This is a genomic window from Barnesiella sp. An22 (genome assembly GCF_002159975.1).
In the GTDB taxonomy this organism is placed as follows: Bacteria; Bacteroidota; Bacteroidia; order Bacteroidales; family Barnesiellaceae; genus Barnesiella; species Barnesiella merdigallinarum.
This window is the reverse complement of the sequence record NZ_NFJR01000019.1, coordinates 18,500-38,103: the sequence shown is the minus strand read 5'-3', so window position 1 is coordinate 38,103 and position 19,604 is coordinate 18,500. Positions and strand designations below refer to the sequence as shown.

15 protein-coding genes are annotated in these 19,604 nt (G+C 57.1%); 3 read left to right on the top strand and 12 right to left on the bottom strand.

All coding sequences use genetic code 11. The features are described 5' to 3' along the window. The first annotated feature begins 187 nt into the window (after positions 1-187). Both B5F38_RS13015 and B5F38_RS13010 read left to right on the top strand, forming a co-directional pair. Positions 188-1,144, top strand: coding sequence for a haloacid dehalogenase-like hydrolase (locus B5F38_RS13015; protein ID WP_087409590.1), 957 nt, complete (start codon positions 188-190; stop codon positions 1,142-1,144). A 35-nt stretch (positions 1,145-1,179) separates the two neighbouring features. Continuing rightward, entirely contained in the window at positions 1,180-1,950 is a 771-nt protein-coding gene (locus tag B5F38_RS13010) for a glycerophosphodiester phosphodiesterase family protein (RefSeq protein WP_087409578.1), read from the top strand. Between the two features lie 81 nt (positions 1,951-2,031). Here the strand turns inward: B5F38_RS13010 and B5F38_RS13005 are convergent, their stop codons facing one another. Then, a complete protein-coding gene (locus B5F38_RS13005; RefSeq protein ID WP_087409577.1) occupies positions 2,032-2,670 on the bottom strand; it encodes a recombinase family protein in 639 nt (212 codons plus the stop codon). 162 nt (positions 2,671-2,832) lie between these two features. Next, the gene (locus B5F38_RS13000) at positions 2,833-4,971 is read right to left on the bottom strand and encodes an Ig-like domain-containing protein (protein WP_158096882.1); all 2,139 of its coding nucleotides are present in this window, start codon (positions 4,969-4,971) and stop codon (positions 2,833-2,835) included. Between the two features lie 251 nt (positions 4,972-5,222). Here B5F38_RS13000 and B5F38_RS12995 point away from each other — a divergent pair, with 251 nt between their 5' ends. Then, positions 5,223-5,714, top strand: coding sequence for a low molecular weight protein-tyrosine-phosphatase (locus B5F38_RS12995; protein ID WP_087409575.1), 492 nt, complete (start codon positions 5,223-5,225; stop codon positions 5,712-5,714). Between the two features lie 66 nt (positions 5,715-5,780). Here the strand turns inward: B5F38_RS12995 and B5F38_RS12990 are convergent, their stop codons facing one another. The 10 genes from B5F38_RS12990 to porU all read right to left on the bottom strand — a co-directional run bounded on the left by B5F38_RS12990 (position 5,781) and on the right by porU (position 19,591). After that, entirely contained in the window at positions 5,781-7,016 is a 1,236-nt protein-coding gene (locus B5F38_RS12990; protein ID WP_087409589.1) for a glycosyltransferase N-terminal domain-containing protein, read from the bottom strand. A 27-nt stretch (positions 7,017-7,043) separates the two neighbouring features. Then, positions 7,044-8,123 carry a hypothetical protein gene (locus B5F38_RS12985; protein WP_087409574.1) on the bottom strand — a complete coding sequence of 360 codons (1,080 nt, stop codon included), beginning with the start codon at positions 8,121-8,123 and terminating at the stop codon, positions 7,044-7,046. Beyond that, a complete protein-coding gene (gltX, locus tag B5F38_RS12980) occupies positions 8,123-9,640 on the bottom strand; it encodes a glutamate--tRNA ligase (RefSeq protein WP_087409588.1) in 1,518 nt (505 codons plus the stop codon). The genes B5F38_RS12985 and gltX overlap by 1 nt, the downstream gene beginning before the upstream one ends. 107 nt (positions 9,641-9,747) lie before the next feature. Next, positions 9,748-9,951 carry an exodeoxyribonuclease VII small subunit gene (gene xseB, locus B5F38_RS12975; RefSeq protein ID WP_087409573.1) on the bottom strand — a complete coding sequence of 68 codons (204 nt, stop codon included), beginning with the start codon at positions 9,949-9,951 and terminating at the stop codon, positions 9,748-9,750. 8 nt (positions 9,952-9,959) lie between these two features. Then, positions 9,960-11,225, bottom strand: coding sequence for an exodeoxyribonuclease VII large subunit (gene xseA, locus B5F38_RS12970; protein WP_087409572.1), 1,266 nt, complete (start codon positions 11,223-11,225; stop codon positions 9,960-9,962). Further along, positions 11,222-12,820, bottom strand: a complete 1,599-nt coding sequence (locus B5F38_RS12965) for a S8 family serine peptidase (protein WP_087409571.1) — start codon at positions 12,818-12,820, stop codon at positions 11,222-11,224. Before B5F38_RS12965 ends, xseA begins: the two co-directional genes overlap by 4 nt. Next, complete coding sequence (gene mnmA / locus B5F38_RS12960) at positions 12,817-13,926, bottom strand: tRNA 2-thiouridine(34) synthase MnmA (protein WP_087409570.1); 1,110 nt, start codon at positions 13,924-13,926, stop codon at positions 12,817-12,819. The genes B5F38_RS12965 and mnmA overlap by 4 nt, the downstream gene beginning before the upstream one ends. Positions 13,927-14,464: 538 nt before the next feature. Beyond that, positions 14,465-14,941 carry a 2-C-methyl-D-erythritol 2,4-cyclodiphosphate synthase gene (gene ispF, locus B5F38_RS12955; RefSeq protein WP_087409569.1) on the bottom strand — a complete coding sequence of 159 codons (477 nt, stop codon included), beginning with the start codon at positions 14,939-14,941 and terminating at the stop codon, positions 14,465-14,467. Next, entirely contained in the window at positions 14,938-16,146 is a 1,209-nt protein-coding gene (gene porV / locus B5F38_RS12950) for a type IX secretion system outer membrane channel protein PorV (protein WP_087409568.1), read from the bottom strand. The genes ispF and porV overlap by 4 nt, the downstream gene beginning before the upstream one ends. Before the next feature lie 52 nt (positions 16,147-16,198). Next, positions 16,199-19,591, bottom strand: a complete 3,393-nt coding sequence (porU, locus tag B5F38_RS12945) for a type IX secretion system sortase PorU (protein ID WP_087409567.1) — start codon at positions 19,589-19,591, stop codon at positions 16,199-16,201. Positions 19,592-19,604: the final 13 nt, after the last annotated feature.

Genomic DNA, 19,604 nt, shown 5'->3' with positions numbered 1-19,604 from the left:
ATTGTCCGGGGCATTGGGTTGCTTTGTCTGTTGACAGGGAGATTACAGAGATATTAAATTTTCGTTTCCTTTCGATTTCTGATTTTTTAATTTGCTTTTTGTTTCGAAATTTTTCCCTTTGAAAACCGTGGAGAAGAATAAAATTTGTATATTTGTCGATGTTGTAAACCATACCGATGATAATTATATGAAGAGGATAGATTTTCCCCGATTGAGTCGGCTGCGTGAAACCTGGGTAATACTCGCCGTGAGTGTAGTCTCAGTGTTGTCGGCTCAAACCTATCGGCCCATTTCGACCTGGCCCGCCGAGACGAATGAACGCATAGAGGAGTTTCTGCAAACGACTCTCTCGATTACCGACCGCAAGGTTGCCGTCTTCGATTGCGATGGTACCGTATTCGGGCAAGCCCCCTACTATCTGGCCGACGAGGCTCTCTATGCCTATGCCCAGACGCATTACCGGGAGCGCACCGACCGGTTGGCCCGGCAGAAGATGGCGATTATCGACCGCATGGTGAAGGATGGCAACAACGTGGGCAAACCCTATGTCGAGGATCGGGTCCATTTCTTCGCCGGCATGACTCCCGAGGAGATTGCGACAATCGGTTACGACTGCTACATGCGCTCTTATAAGGGGAAAATGTATCCCGAGATGAAGGCCTTGATTGCCAATCTGAAGGAGTTTGGCTTTGAAGTATGGATTCTTACCGCCTCGCCCGAGTTCCTCTATCAGCGCTTTGTGGCCGACGAGTTGGGTATCCCCGTGACGCATGTACTGGGCGTGAAGGGGGTGGTGAAGAACGGTGTGATGAGCGACGAGATTATCATGCCCATACCTCAGGACGACGGTAAGGCACAGGTGATACCTACCTACATCAAGGCGGTGCCCCTCATTGTGGGGGGGAACAGTCGGGGCGATATGGACATGCTCAACGAATCGCGGGGATTGAAGATTGTCGTCAACCCCGACGATGTAACCGTGCGGGGCGAAGCCGACGGTCCCATGAACGGCCACACCGTGAAGTCGTATTGGGAGAAGGAGGGGGCCCTTATCGTCCGTTGCAACGATGTGCGCGATACGCAGGTCGATTTCAAGACGGCTCTCTTCGAGATAAGGACCAATGCCGAGAATATGAAACCTTGAACAAGTTATAAACCCAATAAAAACGTGAGATAACTATGAAATCGAAACTCTTTATGGCGGCTGCTCTATTGCTGGCCCTGTCGCAGAGTGCTTATGCTCAGTACACCACTCATGCTGTGGCACATCGCGGTTATTGGAAGTGTGAAGGTTCGGCCGAAAACTCGATTGCTTCATTGCAAAAAGCTCATGAGGCCGGTTGCTGGGGTTCGGAACTGGACATTTGGCTCACGGCCGATGGTCGGCTGGTGGTCAATCACGATGCCCATACACTCGACGGGCTGGAGATCGAGAAGAGCAATTTCGACCGGCTCACCCGGTCGAAACTGAAAAACGGCGAGAATCTGCCTTCGCTCGAGGCTTACCTCGATGCCGGCAAGAAACTGGCTCCCATGATTCTGGTGCTGGAGCTGAAAACCCAGTCGACTCCCGAGCGCAATATCGAACTGGCCCGGAAGGTGGTCGATATGGTGAAGGCCAAGAAGATGGAGGCGCAGGTGGAGTATATTGCCTTCAGCAACCTGGTGGGGACCGAACTGATAAAGCTGGCGCCCGAGGCCAAGGTGGCCTATCTCAACGGCGACAAGACCCCGGCCGAACTCAAGGAGTTGGGCTATACCGGCCTCGACTATGCCTATAAGGTTTTGAAAGCCAATCCGCAATGGATCGACGAGGCACACCTCCTGGGCCTCACCGTGAATGTGTGGACGGTCAACAAGGCCGAAGACCTGCAATACTTCATCGACCACAAGGCCGACTATATCACCACCAACGAGCCGGTGCTGCTGTTGGAGATGCTGAAGAAATAAGATACGACTGAACTTTAAATAGGCGATTAGACTATTTCTCACAAGGGGCTGTATCCGTGACATCCGGGTACAGCCCCCTTTTTATTCGGGGGCCGGTAGCTGTTTGTAGCGGAAGGCGCACTCTACCCGGGGCGACAGCTTGCGCAACTTGAGAAAGGTGTCGGTCGATACACCGTATCCCCGGCATATCGAGCGAATCGACTCGCCTCGGGCCAGCCGCTCGATAATATCGGGCTCGTGGTCGATGAGGAGACGCAATTTGGTGATGCTCCCCTTGCGGCGGCCCAAGATTACCCCTTCGGCCTTGCGCAGGGCCAGCGCCTCTTTGGTTCGCATCGAGATGAGGTTACGTTCGATTTCGGCCACAAGGCCAAAGGCAAAGCAGAGCACCTTGCTGTTGATGGTGTTGTCGAAGGCATAGCCGTCTTTGGTCGAGTAGATGGTGATTTGCTTCTCGAGGCATCGGCCCATGATGGCCATGATTTCGGTGAGGGTACGGCTCAATCGCGAGATTTCGGTTACGATAAGGGTGTCGCCCGGTTTCAACTGTCTGATTACCCTTCCGAGTTTTCGCTCTCGTTGGTCTTTCTTTCCACTTACAATCTCGGTTACCCACCGGTCGATGTTCATGTCGCGAGAGCGGGCAAAACGTCTGATTTCGTCGGCCTGGTTGTCGAGGTGCTGTCTGCTGGTGCTGATTCTTAAATATGCAATTACCATACTGTATTGTTTTTTGTCGGAGGGTAAAGGTATGGTATTTCCGCGAGGGTGAGAAAATGAGGCAGTCCCGGGGATGGTCGGCTCGATGAGGTCGGCGGGCGGGCATAAAAAAGGAGACGGGCGCGCGCCCGTCTCCTCTGTATGATGAATGGTTGAGTGCGATTAGAATACAACCACTTTCTGGCGACCGATTACGTAGATGCCGGCAGGCAGCTCTACGATGTTGGTACCTTCGGTGAGGTTGAGTTGACGTACTTGTGCACCGGTGAGGGCATAGATGGCAACGTGGGCAGCCTCGGCCGTTTCGATGGTTACCTGACCCTTACCATTGATAATCTTCATGCCGTTGGCTTCTACATCCTCAATACCCGAAGCTACACCCTCTTTGATGCTGAGGTCGGTGATGGTCCAGCGGGCAGCACCTTCGGCCTCGGAGCAGGTGTATTTGAAGGCGAAGCGGATAGGAGCGGTGAGGTTCTTCAACTCGATGTCGCCCGAGGGGGTAGTCTCTTGCGACGAAGCCCAAGTGGCCATGTCGGTGATTTCGGTCCAGGTAGCCTCGGCGGGTTGCGTCATGGTGCTGGGGTCGAAATTGCTCGAATAGAAGAGTTGAGCGTCAGGACCATTGAAAGCCACTTCGCTACCGAAGGAGAGCACGATGCTGGAGGCACTTACGGCCGGAGAAACGAGGTAAGTCTCGCCATCGCCCTTGTTAAAGCCGTTGGCTTGTGCACCGTAAGAGGTCGAACCCCATTCGGTCGTACCGTAGGTAACATAGGTGAGCCATTCGCCCAGACCCGATTTGAAGTCTGTCGAGTAGGGCAGCGAAACCGATGCAGCCCGTACCGTCAAGGTGTATTGAGCGGCACCCTCTTCGTAGGTGTCATTGCCCTCGGTGGTAGCTTTGATAATCGTGGTACCCGGGCCAACTACCGTTACGATACCTTCGGTGCTGATGGTGGCCACCTCCTGGTTGCTGCTGCTGTAGGTGATGGGGCGCTCGGGAGTAGCCGTGGCGGCACTGTTGTAGGTAAAGCTCTCGGTGAAGAATACCTCTTTGTCGCCGCTAACTTCGTTGAAAGCTACAGTTACAGACTGTTTGCCTTCATCGAGTTTGTAGAGGGTGAGGTTTTTCTGGCTGCCGGTGTAGCAGGCAAAACGGGGAGAATTGGTATTGTATTGGAGCAGACGGTTCGTTACGGAACCGTTTGCGCAAGTGAAGAGGCCATCGGCAAACGTGAATGTCCAATCGCAGTTCTCTTCGGTGTATGCTTCGTAGATGTATGCGTTGTTGCCGCTACCTCTGTAACCTACGAAAATATTGTCGCCATTGCTGATCGACATGCTACCGTTGGCTTGTGTGGTGATGTCCCAGATAATCGATTGGTCGTCGGTTACGATTTTACCGTCGGTAAGGTCAACGTCGGTATACATGAAGTAGCTCTTCTCGTTGGTGGTGTTCATGGCTTTTACCGAGGTAGCATCGTCACTATCCTGGTATACGATGATGTACTTGCCATCGGTTACGGCACCGCTGGTCACTTTGGCAAAGGTCTTGATCATAGCCGGGTCAACAACGGTCAAGGTATATTCTACGAAAGAGGCTTCGTAGGTAGCCGTTTCGGCTACTTCGGCCTTGATGGTAGTCGTACCGCCGGCCACCAGTGTAACGAGACCGTTTTGAGCAATCGTGGCCACTTCCTGGTTGCTGCTGCTATACACGATGGTAGCGTCGGAAGCCGAGGTGGCTGCACTGCTGTAACTGCCCTCGGAGAGCTGTTTGGTTACATCGCCCGTGATGCCGGAAAAGGCCAGGTTGGGATTCGATTTACCCGATTCTTCCAGCTTGTAGAGAGTCAGGTCTTGTTGTCCCGATTTGTAAGTCGTAAAGCGAGGACTTGAAGGGTTGTACTTCAAATACAATGCAGTTGATGACCCTACGCTTTTTGCTATAAATTCGCCATCCGATTCTGTGAAGGTCCAGTAAAACTTATTGTCTCCGTCGGCCCAAGCTTTGGCAGGAACATTTTTTTCGCCCGAGCAGTAAACAAAAATATCACCGTTACTTATGGTGCTGCCGGTCTCGGTCGTTTTTATTTCCCAAACAATCGAGGCGTCGGGGTTGAGAATAGAACCGTCAACAGGCGTTATATCGGTCGGATTGAAATATTTACCTGCATTCGTGTTGTTCATTGCACAAGTCGTTCCATAGGCAATCACATATTTGCCGTCGGTCAGTTCGTCGAGGGTGGAGATTTTGGTATAGGTGTCGGCCCAACCTGCATTAACTCCACACAACATAGCTATTAACAAGATAGCTGTGCGTAAAAAGTAGTTTTTCTTCATAGATATAATATTTAGAGTTCTTGTATTCTATATGTTTTGTTTTAGAGCTTTTTATTAAGGGCTAAACAAAAATATAAAATCGCATCCGAAAGTAAAAGGTTTTTTGTGAGAATCTTTCCTTTTTTAATGAAAATGTCATATTGCCCTTCGGGTTCGCCCACTTTTTATTTATTTTGCAGCATCTATTGACTCCAATACATAGCATAATGAAAAAAGAGACGATAAAGAAACCGGTGAAGATTTTGTTTGTATGCCTGGGTAATATCTGCCGGTCGCCGGCGGCCGAGGGGGTGTTTCTGCACCTGGCGCGCGAGCGTGGGGTGACCGATTGTTTCGAGGTCGATTCGGCCGGGACTTACGGTGGTCATGCGGGCGATTTGCCCGACCCTCGCATGCGGGCACATGCCGCCCGTCGCGGGTATCTGCTGGAGCATCGCAGCCGTCCGGTGCAGCCCGACGATTTTGACCGCTTCGACCTGATTCTGGGCATGGACGACTACAACATCGACACCCTCCGCTCGATGGCCGACACGCCCGAGCAGACGGCCAAGGTGCAACGCGTGACCGACTATTGCCGGCACTATCCGGTCGATTGCATTCCCGACCCCTATTACGGTGGGGCCGATGGCTTTGAAAATGTGCTGAATATCCTCGAGGATGCCTGCGAGGGGCTTATCGACTCGCTCACCGAGGCGTAACGAGTCGGGCATGGTCTGTGCGTCCTCTCCTCTTGGCAGGCGGGGCGATGGCTTTTGCCGGTAGCGTCAGGCTTCGATACCGAAAAGGTCTTTCAGGATGAGGCGGGTAGCGCCCGTGTGCGACGAGATGTAGTGGCCGGCGTTGTGGCTGGCTGTGGCCAGGGCTTCGGGGTTGTCGAGCAGACGGTCGGCCGTGGTGTCGAACTCCTCGCTCGAGGCGATGGCAAATCCGCCGCCGCAGGCTATCAGTTCGTGAGCCTCCTTGAACCGCTGGTGATTGGGCCCGAAGATGACGGGCAGGTCGTAGACGGCCGCCTCGGCAATGTTGTGGATGCCGGCACCGAACCCGCCGCCCACGTAGGCCAGCGTGCCGTAGCGGTAGATCGACGAGAGCAGCCCGAAGCAGTCGACAATGAGGCAGTCGCACGCGGTCACCTCGGCCTCGGTTGCCCGAGTGTAGCGCAGGGCGGGGCGTTTCAGCAGGCTCTCGATAAAGAGCAGGTGCGACTCGTGAATCTCGTGCGGAGCCAGTATGAGCTTGATGTCGTCGCGACGGTTGAAGTAGTCGATGAGGAACTCCTCGTCCTTGGGCCACGAACTGCCGGCGATGAGTACCTTTTTGCCCTGGGCGAAGCGCTCGATGAGGGGCAGCTCCTTGGCCGAGCGCCGTATGTCGCTCACGCGGTCGAAACGGGTGTCGCCCACCACCGATACGTTGGTGATGCCGATGCCGGCCAGCAGTTGGCGCGACTGTTCATTCTGGATATAGAGGTGGGTAAAGTTGCGCAGGATACGGCGGAAATAGCCTCCGTAGAAACGGAAGAATATCTGGTTGGGGCGGAAGATGGCCGAGATGATGTAGGTGGGGATGTTCCGCCGTTTCAGTTCGTTGAGGTAGTTGGCCCAAAATTCGTATTTGATGAATATGGCTTCGGTGGGGCGGGTGAGGTCGAGAAAACGCTTCACGTTGCTCGGCAGGTCGAAGGGGAGGTAGCACACCAGGTCGGCCCCCTCGTAGTTCTTGCGCACCTCGTATCCCGAGGGGGAGAAGAAGGTGAGCAGGATGCGGGTCTCGGGGCGCGCCTTGCGGATGGCCTCGATGAGCGGGCGGCCTTGCTCAAACTCGCCCAGCGACGAGGCGTGTATCCACAGGTATCCGCCCTGCGGGTCGGCCTTGCGGGAGAGGTAGTCGAAGATACCCTTCTGCCCCTGCGTCAGTTTGCGGGCCTTGGCGTTGCGCATGCCGGCCAGAGCGACCAGTTGTTTGTAGCAATATATTCCAAAATTATAGATACATTTCATAGCCAACCAAAAATTCTCTTGTCGGGTTTACAAGATGTTTTTCAGATATTCTCGTTTCTTTGTCTGCCCCCGGTCTTTCCAGGCCTGGTCGTCGAGATAGAACCGCACGATGAGCTGTTGTTGCAGGTCGCAGTGCCCCGGTGTGTAGTGCACGTTGATCGAGGCCATGCAGTTGAGGTAGCTCTTGCGGAAGATATAGGCATATACGTCGGTGCGGTTGTAGGTCGGTGACTGGTAGAAGGGGTCGCCCTGGTTGAGCTGTGCGCCCAACTGGGGATAGAACGGCATTTGCGCGCCCCCCTTGTAGAAGGTGTTGCGCAGCCCCAGGAACCGCCACTCGGCCAACAGGTCGATGAGGATGCCTTGCGGGTGGTGCCAGGTGCCCACGTTGCGCAGCCGCTCGAGGCTGACGTGGTAGCCCACCTTGAGGGTGAGCGTGTCGAGCGGGGTGCAGGGGGTGAGGTCCAGACCCACGTAGGGGCTGGCGATGAGGTCGTCGGTCACGGTGTAGCGGTCGTCCGAGTTTCGGGGGCGTGCCAGGTGGTTCATCACCAGATGCCCGCCTGCGAAGAGGTAGGGCAGGGGTTGCCACCGTCCGTTGAAGACCACCATGAAGGCCTCGCGTTTCACCTCGGTCTGTACCTGCCGCCAGTCGGCATAGAGCTCGGCAAAGCCCTTGGGGTGCACATACTGGAACAGGGCACCCGCGATGTTGGGGCGGAAGTAGGTGAGTGAATCGTATTGCAGGATGGCCGGTACGTTCTCGAGCAGTTGGGTGCGGGGAAACATACCCATCGACATGCGGAACCTCGACGACTGGTACCGGTAGTAGGCCGTGGGGTGTATGCGGGCATGGTCGGTAGAGCCGTCGATGGGCTGTACCCACGAGGCGCCGGCCATGATGGAGCTGTTGCCCATACGCAAGCCTATCTCGGGCGAGAGCCGCGTGCCGAAGAAGGTTTGCGACTCGACCTTGGAGTAGCTGTACTCCCGGTTGTCGAAGAAGGCGGTCATGTCGACACTCCACGCCACCTCCTGCGCCCGGGCGGGGAGCAGGGCGGCCACGAGGGCGACGAGCAGTAGCGTATGTGTGCAGCGACGATTCATCAACCCAGGTATTCGATGGCTCTCTCGATGCGTTTGATGGTCTCTTCCTTGCCCATGATTTCGGTGATGTCGAACATGTGGGGGCCTTTGCATTCACCTACTACGGCCAACCGGAAGGCGTTCATTACGTTGCCCAGGTGGTAGCCGTTGCGCTCGATCCAGTCGAGGACCACTTTCTCGGCATGAGCCGACGAGAGGTCGTCGAGGTTGCGCAGTATCTCGATGAGCTCGCGCATGATGGCGGGAGTATCCTCTTTCCAGCGTTTCTTCACCGATTTCTCTTCGTAGCTGGTGGGAGCGACAAAGAAGAAGGCGGCCTGGTCCCACAGCTCCTTGACGAAACTTACACGGCCCTTGACCAGTCCGATGATGCGGGCCACGGTAGCGGGGTCGGCTTCGATGCCTTTCTCTTTGAGGATGGGCATGAAGAGGGTCGTGAGCTCTTCGTTGCTCTTCTCCTGGATGTATTTGTGGTTGAACCATTTGCCTTTTTCGTAGTCGAATTTGGCGCCGCTCTTGCTGCACTTCTCGAGCGAGAAGAGTTGGATGAGCTCGTCCATCGACAGGATTTCCTGGTCGTTGCCGGGGTTCCAGCCCAGCAGGGCGAGGAAGTTTACGACAGCCTCGGGCAGGTATCCGGCCTCGCGGTAGCCCGACGAAACCTCGCCCGTCTTGGGATCGTGCCACTCGAGCGGGAATACGGGGAATCCCAGGCGGTCGCCGTCGCGTTTGCTCAGTTTGCCCTTACCGTCGGGTTTCAGCAACAGCGGCAGGTGGGCAAAGCGGGGCATGGTATCTTCCCAGCCGAAGGCGCGGTAGAGCAGTACATGCAGCGGGGCCGAGGGCAACCACTCTTCGCCGCGGATGACGTGCGAGACGAGCATCAGGTGGTCGTCGACGATGTTGGCCAGGTGGTAGGTGGGCAGGTTGTCGGCCGACTTGTAGAGCACCTTGTCGTCGAGAATCGACGAGTTGATGGTCACCTTGCCGCGGATGAGGTCATCGACTACCACGTCTTCGCCTGGTTCAATCTTGAACCGCACCACGTACTGGGTGCCGTCGGCAATGAGCCGGTCGACCTCCTCTTTGCTCATCGTGAGCGAGTTGCGCATCTGCATGCGGGTCGAGGCGTCGTATTGGAAGTTGGGTATTTCGTGACGTTTGGCATCGAGCTCGGCCGGAGTGTCGAAAGCGATGTAGGCTTTGCCGGCTTCGAGCAGCTGGTCTACGTATTTGCGATAGATCTCTTTGCGTTCCGATTGGCGATAAGGGCCGTAGTTGCCGCCGTAGCTCACCCCTTCGTCGAAGTGGATGCCCAGCCATTCGAGGGCTTCGATGATGTAGGCCTCGGCTCCCGGTACGAACCGTTGGGAGTCGGTATCTTCGATGCGAAAAATCATGTCGCCGTGGTGTTGCTTGGCAAACAGATAGTTATAGAGAGCGGTACGGACTCCGCCAATGTGCAGGGGGCCCGTGGGACTTGGTGCGAAACGCACCCGTACTTTTCTTTCGGTCATATTCATATCGTTGAAAAACGCGACAAAATTAAACATTTTTTTTGATTTAGCCTATATCCCCGCATATATTCTATGTGGGGCGCTGGGCCGGGCGGCCGACGGGTCGGCTACTCGTTCAGCTCGTTCAGGATTTTCTGCAGGGCCTCGTCGGTCTCGAAGAGTTTCGACTTGCAGAACTTGAGCAGTTCGAGCGACCGGGCGGTGCACTTTTGCAGCTCGTCGATTTCGTATTCGTTGTTTTGCAGTTTGGTGACGATTTTCTCCAGCTCGGCTATCGCCTGGGCATAGGAGAGTTCGGTATTCTGGGCCATATCGGTATCTATTTTGTTTTCGAAGGTTGGATGTTTTCGACCCGGCTGGTGACGGAGCCGTCGGCCAGCAAGGTTTCGAGGGTTGCGCCCGGGGCGACGTCGGCAATGCTCTTGACTACCCGGCCGTGGTGCAGGGTGAGGCTGTAGCCCCGTTGCAGCAGCGATTGGGGCGATACCAGCGTGACGGTGGTCTCCATCGTGTCGAGGCGGTTGCGCTCGGCGTCGAGGCGGTTGCGCAGGGCGTGGCGTATCTGCTCGAGCCACATTGCCGTCTTGTGCCGTTCGCCCGCGATGCGTCGCTCGATGAGCAGGGGCAGCGACGAGGTGGTGCGTTGCAGGGTCTGCTTCTCGCGCAGGATGCGGTTGCGCACTTCGTCGCTCACGGCCAGGGAGAGGCCGGCCACGTGCAGGTCGGCTTCGTGCAGGCGGGCTATAATCCACTCGGCCGCGGCGGTTGGGGTCTTGACCCGTGTATTGGCTACCAGGTCGATGACGGTATCGTCGCGCTCGTGGCCGATGCCGGTGATGACGGGCAGGGGGAACTGGGCGATGTTGGCGGCCAGCGGGTAGCTGTCGAAGCTGTTGAGGTCGGAGGTGGCACCGCCGCCCCGGATGATGACCACCCCGTCGAAGAGCTCTTCGTGGCAGGCAATGCGGTCGAGGGCTTCGATGATGGAGCTCTCGGTCTGCTCGCCCTGCATCGAAGCGGGGAAGAGCGCCGTGTATACTTTATACCCGTAGGGGTTGTTCTGAATCTGGTTCATAAAGTCGCCATACCCGGCGGCCGATGGCGAGGAGATGATGGCAAAGCGCTGCGGCAGTGCCGGCCAGACGAGCTCCTTGTTCATGTCGGCCACCCCCTCGTCGCGCAGTTGCTGCAGGATGGCGGCCCGCCGGCGGGCTGCATCGCCCAGCGTGTAGGCCGGGTCTATGTCGTGGATGGTGAGGCTGTAGCCGTAGAGCTCGTGAAAGACGGGGCTCACCGAGATGAGTATCTTGATGCCCGCCGTGAAGATTTGCCCGGTCGATTGCTCGAACCAGGGGCGCAGCAGGCGGAAGGTCGAGGCCCATATCGTGGCCCGGGCCTTGGCGATGGTTCGTCCCGTGGCCTCCTCTTTCTCGATAAGCTCGAGGTAACAGTGGCCCGAGGGGTGTACGCGGGCTTCGCTCACCTCGGCCCGCACCCAGTAGCGTTCGGGCAACGCCTCTTGCAGGGCGTCGCGCACACGGGCATTCAGCTCGAACAGCGATAACTCTTTTCGTGCTTCGGTCATAACCGTTGTATCTTTTGTGTCCAACTGTGTTGCCGACCGCGGGCCGACAGCAGGTATATTCCCTTCTTCAAATCGTGCAGGTCCAGTTCGGCCCCTTCGGGCAGGCGGTATTCCTGCAGCAACGCCCCCTCCAGATCGTAGATGCCGAGGGCGATTTCGCTCTCGTCGGGCGGCAGCGGGCCAATGGTGACGACGGGGCTGCCTTCCCGGTAGGTGAGTTGCAGCGGAGTCTGGCCGGTGCGGATGGTCTCGGTGCCCGAGCCTTGGCGGTAGGCGGCATAGAAGTCGGGGATACCGTATCCCAGCAGGCTGTCGGGGGTGAGGTATTGCGAACTGTTTTGCCGGATGAGATCGATAATCTCCCGGGCCGAGAGGTGGGGCAACGCTTGCCGCAGGCAGGCGGTGAGCCCTGCGATGATGGGGGTCGAGAACGAGGTGCCGTCTTTCTGCAGCAGGTTCCCGTCGGGGTCGATGGTAGCGGCTCCGGCACCCAATGCCGCGACGTCGGGCTTGATGCGTCCGTCGGCGGTGGGGCCCACACTCGAGAAGTAGGCGCGTTGCCGCTCCCGGGTGACGGCCCCCACGGTGAGGAGCCCGTCGACATCGCCGGGCACGGTCAGTCTCTTCCAGTCGCCACCCCCTTCGTTTCCGGCACTCACGACGATGAGCAGTCCTTTCCGTACCCCCCGGGCGGCAGCCTGTGAGATGTAGGCGGTGCGGCCGTCGAGTTGCTCCCAAGTGTGGCTGAAGCGCGGGTCGTCGAAACCGGTGTAGCCCAGCGACGAGGTGACGACATCGACGCCCAGGCTGTCGGCATATTCGAGTGCCGTGGCCCAGTAGTCCTCTTCGGTGGGGTATTCGGTGTCGGTGTCTTCCGACCGCAGCAGCCAGTACGAGGCTTGCGGAGCGGTGCCGACGAAGTAGTTGCTGTCGTTGGTGAGCAGGGTCGAGAGTACCGACGAGCCGTGGGCGTTGCCGTTGCGGAAGTCCATTTCGTCGTCGATGAAGTCGTGGTAGCCGACGATGCGGTCGGGGTCGAAGCGCGGGTTTCGGTCGGCATTGAGGAAACCGCCGTCGATGACGGCGATGGTCATCCCCTCGCCCCGGAATCCGTCCCGGTGCAGCCGGTCGCCGTTGTGCAGGGCGATTTGCCAGGCGGCATCGCCGTAGGTGGTGTCGTCCGTCTCTTCTACCTGCTTTTGTCGGGGCCTCACGGTATTGCTGCTCTGCACGGGCGAACCCAGGTAGTCGTACCGGGCGACGAACGGCAGCCGCTCGATGTTGCCGAACAGGGCGGTATCGGTCAGGGCTATGGTGGCGGTGTTGAGCCATTTCGACACGGCCAGGATGCGACCGCCCAGTTGCGACAGCTGTTGCAGCCGGGTGGCCGGTATGGGCAGATCGGTCGAGTCGATGGCGATGCCCCACCTCTCGCGTTGGGCTACAGTCCGGGCCGACAGAAACTCATCGGGTCTGTCGAGAGAGTAGCCCGACTCTCCCTTGTTGCTGAACCACAGACGGTAATGCCACTCCTGAGCCTCGCTGCCGAGGAGCGTGGCCAGCACGACGAGCAGGGTGAGTAGACGTAGTTTCATTCCTTATATTTTTTCAACAATCGTTGGTCGGCAATGATGCCGCCGCCGATGACGGTGTTGTCGCTGTAAATGACGGCCGACTGTCCCGGCGTGACGGCCGAGGCGTCGCTCTCGAAGCAGACGAGCCATTCGCCCGGAGTGTCGCCCTTTTGCAGGGTGGCCGGTATGGCACTGCTGCGGTAGCGTATCTGCACGTCGACGGGGCCGGCCGATTCGAGTATGCCGGGTGTTGCCTCGAGTACATCGGTGATGACCATGCGGCGGGTGAGCAGCTCGTCGCGGTCGCCCAGCCGGATGGTATTCTTGATCGGGTTGATGCGGGTGACGAACATGGGTTTGCCCAGAGCAATCTCGAGCCCTTTGCGCTGCCCGATGGTATAGAAGGGGAAGCCCTTGTGCTGTCCCAGCTTGCGGCCGGTCGAGTCGACAAAGTATCCGCCTCCCACCTGTTGGGCCAGATCGGGCAACTGCTCCCGCAGGAAGTCGCGGTAGTCGCCCGGGATGAAGCAGACCTCCATGCTCTCCTTTTTTTCGACTTTTTCGTGGAATCCTTTGCCCTCGACATAGCGCTTGATCTCCTCTTTGGTGACTCCACCCAGCGGGAAGATGGTGCGCGAGAGCTCCTCCTGCCCCAGCCGCCACAAGAAGTACGACTGGTCTTTCTTCGGGTCTACGCCCCGGGCCAGCACCCGGTAGCCGTCGCGGTCGAGTATGCGGGCGTAGTGGCCGGTCGCCACCCACGAGCAGCCCAGCCGGTCGGCCTCCTGCAACAGGTAGTGCCACTTGAACAGGTGGTTGCACATGACGCACGGGTTGGGGGTGTTGCCCTTGAGGTATTCGTCGATAAAGCCTTTGATGATGGAGCTCTTGAACTCGTCGCGCACATCGAGGATGTGGTGCTCGATGCCGATTTTCTCGGCCAGCTCCCGGGCCTCGAGGGCAAACTGCGGGATGGTCTGTCCTTCGCGGGGAAAGTGGCGGGGCAGGTCCCACATGCGCATCGTGAGCCCTACGACCTCGTAGCCCTGTTCCTGTAAAATCATGCAGGCCGCAGAGCTGTCTATGCCTCCGCTCATGCCTATCAATACTCGTTTGTTCGGTTCCATACGTTTCATAAGGGTACAAAAATAATTAACTTTTATGAGGCGGGGAGCAATTATATTCTAAAAAAACATATAAACCTGAAATGTTAAAGTGTGGGGAGCTCTTGGACTATTTAACAGAAAAAGAATATCTTTGACGAAAATATTGAAAATATAAGCGTTTAGAAAATTACCTCTATTCGGAATCAGCAAAATTCTCTTAGGTGGGGTAATTGACAACTAAATGCCTGCGCTTGTTACATAAAGCAAGCGTGGGCCGGTTGTTTTATCCACCTACGGTTTTTGCTGGACCTCGAATAGGATAAACCATCGGGCTCACGCTTTTTATTTTTTATCAGGCTCTGTATTTCATGAGCCGCGACGAGATGGGGCTATAACAAAGAAGGGGAATTTTCGGTTTACTTTTTTCTGCAAAAGGCATAAACGAATACGGTATATGAACTACTTATTGGGTCATAGCTCGTATGCCGGTAAAATTGTTTGGTTAGGCTTTACGCAGAATGTCGAAGAGAGAGCTGTTGGGTGACAGCTTTCTCTTCGTTTATTTTTCGAGGAGTACGACGGCATAGGCCGAGATTCCCTCTTCACGGCCCGTGAAGCCCAGACGTTCGGTGGTAGTGGCCTTGATCGAGATGTCGTCGGGGTCGACGCCCATGCAGGCGGCCAGTGTCTGTTGCATGGCCGGGATGTGAGGGTTGAGTTTGGGGCGTTCGGCGCAGACGGTGATGTCGGCATTGCCGATGGAATAGCCTTTGCCGTGGATGAGTTCCACGGTTTTTTTCAAGAGAATCTTGCTGTCGATACCGGCATATTCGCCAGCCGTATCGGGGAAGTGATAACCAATGTCGCGCATGTTGGCGGCCCCCAGCAGGGCATCGCACAGCGCGTGGATGAGCACGTCGGCATCGGAGTGGCCCAGCAATCCCAACGAGTGGTCTATGCGGATACCGCCCAACCACAGCTCCCGGCCTTCGACCAGCCGGTGCACATCGAAACCAAAACCTACACGTGTCTTCATCGGCGATGTCCTACCAGTTCTTTAAGTCCGTCCATGTCGAACGAGAGGGTGAAACGAAGCGTCTGGTCCAGCGGGCTCGTCTGTGCGGTAGCCACCATGTAGGCGGCATCGATTTTCAGCACGTTGAGCGAGAAGCCGGCACCGAAGGAGAAGTATTTGCGGTTACCCTTGTATTTGTTTTCGTTGAAGTATCCGGCCCGCAGGAAGAACTGCTGGTTGTAGGAGTATTCGGCACCAATCGAAAAGTTGATTTCGCGCAACTCCTCCTTGAATCCGCCGGGGGCATCGCTGAACGACTGGAAGATACCCGAGATGGGCGAGGTGTTTTGCCACTTCTCTTTGGCCTCTTCATACTCGGCATCGGTCTCGTAGTTGGCTACCTGAGGTGTCGAGGGTACCAGCAGTTTGTTGAAGTCGAGGTTGAGCGAGAGCGTGTTGTAGTCGGCCAGCGGGAAGAGGAACGAGGTTCCTATCTTCAGGTTGGTGGGCAGGAAGGCACTTTCGTTACCCCCGTCATACGATACTTTGGTACCGATGTTCGAGATGTTGAAACCCAGTGACCACTGGCACTCGTTGCGGCCGATGATGGGGTAGGTGGTGTAGTAACCCGATATGTCGGCGGCAAAGGCCGAAGCACCCGAGGCGTCGGATACGCTCGACTCGTCGTAGTGGAAACCCAGGTCGGAGTAGATGTAGCGGAATACGACACCCATCGAGAACTTCTCGGAGAGCTTGCGCGAGTAACCTACATCGAAGGCCATTTCGTAGGGGGTGATGCTGTTCTGGGCATTACCCTGGTTGTCGGTGAGTGTGATTTCGCCCAGCGAGAAGTAGCGCAGCGAGGCGCTGATAGCCTGCATGTCGTTACTGCCCAGCTTCCAGTAGCCGGCCAGATAGGCCAGGTAGATGTCGTTGACCAACTTGCGCAACCACGGGGTGTACGAGAGCGACACACCGGCCTGGCTGTAGGCAAAGGCATATTTCGAGGGGTTCCAGAATTGCGAGTTGACATCGGGGTCGGTAGCCGCACCCAGGTCGCCCAACGAGGCACCGCGCGAGTCGGGCGTGATGCTCAACGAGGTGACACCGGTGTTGATGGGGTTGAATTCGTTTTTGGTCGTATTACCGCCGGCGGCAAGGGCACCCGTAGGGAAGACGAGCGACACGAGCGTAAGGAGTATGATATGCAAAAAGCCTCTTTTCATTGTACAGGGTATTACAAATTACATGTATATAATAAACAGAGATTCCCCCCGATTATTGCGTGATGACCACGATTTTTTTGGACGGCGTGGCGAGGGTTCCGGATTCGGTTTCGAGGTAGGCCCGGCATTCGTATCGGCCGGCCGGTACCCGTTGACCGTTGAGGTCGAGCAGGTTCCAGGTAATCGGGAAGGGGTTGCTGCCGGTTGTCTCGCGATACCACACCTCTTCGCCCAGGCTGTTGACGATGGCGATGCGAGCCTGTTTCACCTCTCCGATTTCACGGCCCTCTGTGTCGAGGCACGACAGGGTAGCCAGTTCGGTGACCGGGTTCTCGTCGAGCGAGAGGATATAGGAAGAGGTTTCGGGGGTAATCTCGAAGGTGGTGTTGACCTCCGACGAGTTGCCTGCGTTGTCGAATACCCGGAGGGTAATCGTGTAGTTACCGCTCTGCAGGGTGGGCAAGGGGAATGCGAGTTCGCCGGTCGAGCCGTCGGTCGAGGGGCGGAAGTAACGCACAGGGTTGTCGTCGAGGGTCGAACCGTTGAGCAACAGCATCATTTGCCGGCCCAGCGTGTTGCCGGTGTAGATACCCGAGGGGTCGGACATCTGGCAATAGAAGGTGGCCGGGTTGGCTACCGAGGCGCCATCGGCATAGGAGCGGGTATTGACTCCGGCATACTGGATGGCAGGGCCTTGACTGTCGAGGGTTGAATTGCCGGCAATGCTGTCGACAAACAGCTCCTCGGTATATCCGTTGGCCTCTTGTCCCGACGTGGGGTCGCAGGCATAGAGGATGAGCAGGGTCGATTTGCCCGAATGGGAGTTCTCGACCGGCAGGGTGACATCGACGTGGAACCGGCCGTTCTCTACCGAGCCTTTTCCCGTGGAAAGGAGGTCGGGCCGATAGTTGTAGGTATAGGTCTTTTTATCCTGATGCGCCAGGGTGGTGAAGCTTTTCTTCTCGTCGTAGAGCGAGTAGTATACCTCGCCGTTGAAGTCGTCGAGGAGTTGGCCTCCGTAGTCGTATACCTCGCCTTCGACCGTGTAGCTTTTGCCGGGTTTCATGTAGACGGCCAACCGTTTGCCCGTGCTGCCGGCTCGGGTGATTTTCAGCTTGTTCTGCGGGTAGAATAGTCGCAAGGCCGGGTCGCCCAGAAGCACGAAATTGAGTTTGTTTTTATCGATTTCGGTATTGAAGTCGCGTTTGGCCAGTTTCAAAACGTCGCCTATGCGCAGGGAGTTGCCGTTCTCGTCGCGCGACAGCAGCCGGTTCATCAGTCGCCGGTTTATCTTGTCGTTGCCGTCGGTATAGACCACGCGGGTGGTGGTGATGAGGGCGATGGCTCCGGCCGTGGGGTTGAGCAGCACGTTTTCTCCCGCTGTCAGGTCCTCTTCGTCGAACCGGGTATAGCTGCAGGTGATGGTGATGAAGAGGGGCCAGCGGCTGTTGGTGAGGTTGTCCATCTCGTATCGCGAGAAGAGGCCTTCGCCCGTGAACCCTACTTCGGCATCGTTGTGGCCGATGTAGTTGAACACGAGTACCCCTTCGTCGAGATTCTTCATCAACTCCCGGTTGGCATCGGGGCATTTTTTCGAAACGGGGTCCAGGTAGTAAGAGTCGACATACACCTTGTTGACGCGGAACTCCAGCCGGGGGGTATCGGTGTTTTCGAGTAGCAGGGTGTCGCATCCCTGGTCGGCCTGTTTGGTATGTACGGCTTCGTCACCGTCGTCGGCTGCTATGCAGAAGGTATTCTTCCACGGGCCGAGGTCGGTGTTCTGTGCATACTGGTAGAGTTTGTCTACGGCCAGTCTGGCGGTCTGGAGCGAGGTTACGGGGTAGCGGCCTATGCCCAGACACACGCGGTCGGTCTTGATTTCCGTGCCCGAACCGTCCTCGAGAAATCCGAAATAGTCTTCTACCACGAACGATTCCCGCTCGTCGATGCTGGTCTTCGACTGGTAGGTGAGCAGGCTGTTGCATTGCGGGGTATGCAGCGAGGCCATGGCCTGGCGGTTGTTGTAGGAGCCGTCGCCGAAGAGCAGCAGGTAACGGGGGCGTTCGCTCTCGTTGGCAGCCCGGTCGTAAAACATCTTCATCAATCGGCGATAGGCTGTGGCGTCGGGGGTTCCCGACGAAAATTCGTTGAAAATCTGCTCCTGGTCCACGACCAGAGTCGTCAGTCCTTCGGCTTGATGCAGGCGGGCTACTCGCTCGGCTTCGCTTCGCAAGACGGTGGGGGTGATGATGGTGAGGTCGGGTATGGGTGATGCGTGCAGATTCTGGTTCTCGACCTGCTTGACGAAGGTCGGTGAAGGGAACGTGTAGCCGGGGTCGAAGGCGATGAACTCGCGCAGTTGGATGTCGCCCGGGACGAAGCGGGTAGTTTGCCCGTCAAAGGCGGTCGCGACTTGTTGCGGTGCATGAGGCGTGGTGATGTCCCACACCTGCGTCGAGTCGGTGGTGTTGCCTATCTGATAGCAATCGTTGTCCCGGCGGTTGATGAAGCGGAAGGCAACCTGTCCGTCGTAGAGTTGCAGAGCCCTCCGGTAGTTGAGGCGAATGTAGTCGAGGTAGGCATACTCCGATGGACCGCTGTGTTCGTAACGCAGCCCGATGGTCGACTCTTCGGTAGCCTGGCCTACGGTGTGCAGCGGAGTGGCCTGCCGCAGAAATTCGTGTGAGTCGTAGTATTTCGAGATGCGGTTGGCGGTGCCTGCCGGCAGTTCGGTGCCGTTGTATGATATGTGTATATAGCCCTCGCCGCTGCTGATTTTGGCCCCGAAGTTCACCCGTATCTTCAGGGTGGCCGATTGGGCTCCCGTCAGGTGAAAGGTGAAATCCTGCTCGGCGGTCTGCGTGAAGCTCTCGCCGAAGAAGTTCTGCCCGGTTTTCCCTACCGAAACGAGCTCCTGCTCGTGTACCGTGTAGGCGTCGTAAGTCGAGACGGCGCTCTCGTTGCCGGTGGGTATGCCGTTGCGGAGGGGCATCTCGGCAGCCGGTACCTCCCGGTCGGTGAGGAAGTAGTAGGCGTGGGTCGAATAGGGGTGCAGCCGGTGGGCAAACTCGAGGTTGACGTTGTCGAGCGTCCAGCGGGTAGTCCCGGTGGAGTAGAAATAGAGTTTGCCGTTGTGCCGCCAGAGGGGAATCTGAGGCAGGTCGTCGATGTAGTTGTCGTCGTTGGTAAAGAGCTCGTCGATGACGAGACCCCCGTAGCCGAAGAGCTTGACCTTCGATGGGTCGGAGAATCCCCACGCTGCGAGCTGCTCGTCGGTAATCTGGTAGATGCCGGCCTCGTCGGTCGATATTTTCACCCAGCTCCCTTCGGCCAATACCGAGGTTGCCGCATAGTCGCTGCCGGGCCGGCCGAAGGCCTCCGGGGCCATGAGCAGGCAGAGTGCGGTGAGTATCGGTACGATGATGTTTCGGGCAAAAGGACGCATGGGTGTGACGGAC

Excerpts from the sequence above, each read along its gene's own strand:
- B5F38_RS13010 (WP_087409578.1), top strand. The coding sequence starts at position 1,180 with ATGAAATCGAAACTCTTTATGGCGGCTGCTCTATTGCTGGCCCTGTCG.
- B5F38_RS13005 (WP_087409577.1), bottom strand. The coding sequence starts at position 2,670 with ATGGTAATTGCATATTTAAGAATCAGCACCAGCAGACAGCACCTCGAC.
- B5F38_RS12990 (WP_087409589.1), bottom strand. The coding sequence starts at position 7,016 with ATGAAATGTATCTATAATTTTGGAATATATTGCTACAAACAACTGGTC.
- mnmA (WP_087409570.1), bottom strand. The coding sequence starts at position 13,926 with ATGGAACCGAACAAACGAGTATTGATAGGCATGAGCGGAGGCATAGAC.
- xseB (WP_087409573.1), bottom strand. The coding sequence starts at position 9,951 with ATGGCCCAGAATACCGAACTCTCCTATGCCCAGGCGATAGCCGAGCTG.
- B5F38_RS12985 (WP_087409574.1), bottom strand. The coding sequence starts at position 8,123 with ATGAATCGTCGCTGCACACATACGCTACTGCTCGTCGCCCTCGTGGCC.
- xseA (WP_087409572.1), bottom strand. The coding sequence starts at position 11,225 with ATGACCGAAGCACGAAAAGAGTTATCGCTGTTCGAGCTGAATGCCCGT.
- gltX (WP_087409588.1), bottom strand. The coding sequence starts at position 9,640 with ATGACCGAAAGAAAAGTACGGGTGCGTTTCGCACCAAGTCCCACGGGC.
- porV (WP_087409568.1), bottom strand. The coding sequence starts at position 16,146 with ATGAAAAGAGGCTTTTTGCATATCATACTCCTTACGCTCGTGTCGCTC.
- B5F38_RS13000 (WP_158096882.1), bottom strand. The coding sequence starts at position 4,971 with ATGTTGTGTGGAGTTAATGCAGGTTGGGCCGACACCTATACCAAAATC.
- B5F38_RS12965 (WP_087409571.1), bottom strand. The coding sequence starts at position 12,820 with ATGAAACTACGTCTACTCACCCTGCTCGTCGTGCTGGCCACGCTCCTC.
- B5F38_RS13015 (WP_087409590.1), top strand. The coding sequence starts at position 188 with ATGAAGAGGATAGATTTTCCCCGATTGAGTCGGCTGCGTGAAACCTGG.
- ispF (WP_087409569.1), bottom strand. The coding sequence starts at position 14,941 with ATGAAGACACGTGTAGGTTTTGGTTTCGATGTGCACCGGCTGGTCGAA.
- porU (WP_087409567.1), bottom strand. The coding sequence starts at position 19,591 with ATGCGTCCTTTTGCCCGAAACATCATCGTACCGATACTCACCGCACTC.
- B5F38_RS12995 (WP_087409575.1), top strand. The coding sequence starts at position 5,223 with ATGAAAAAAGAGACGATAAAGAAACCGGTGAAGATTTTGTTTGTATGC.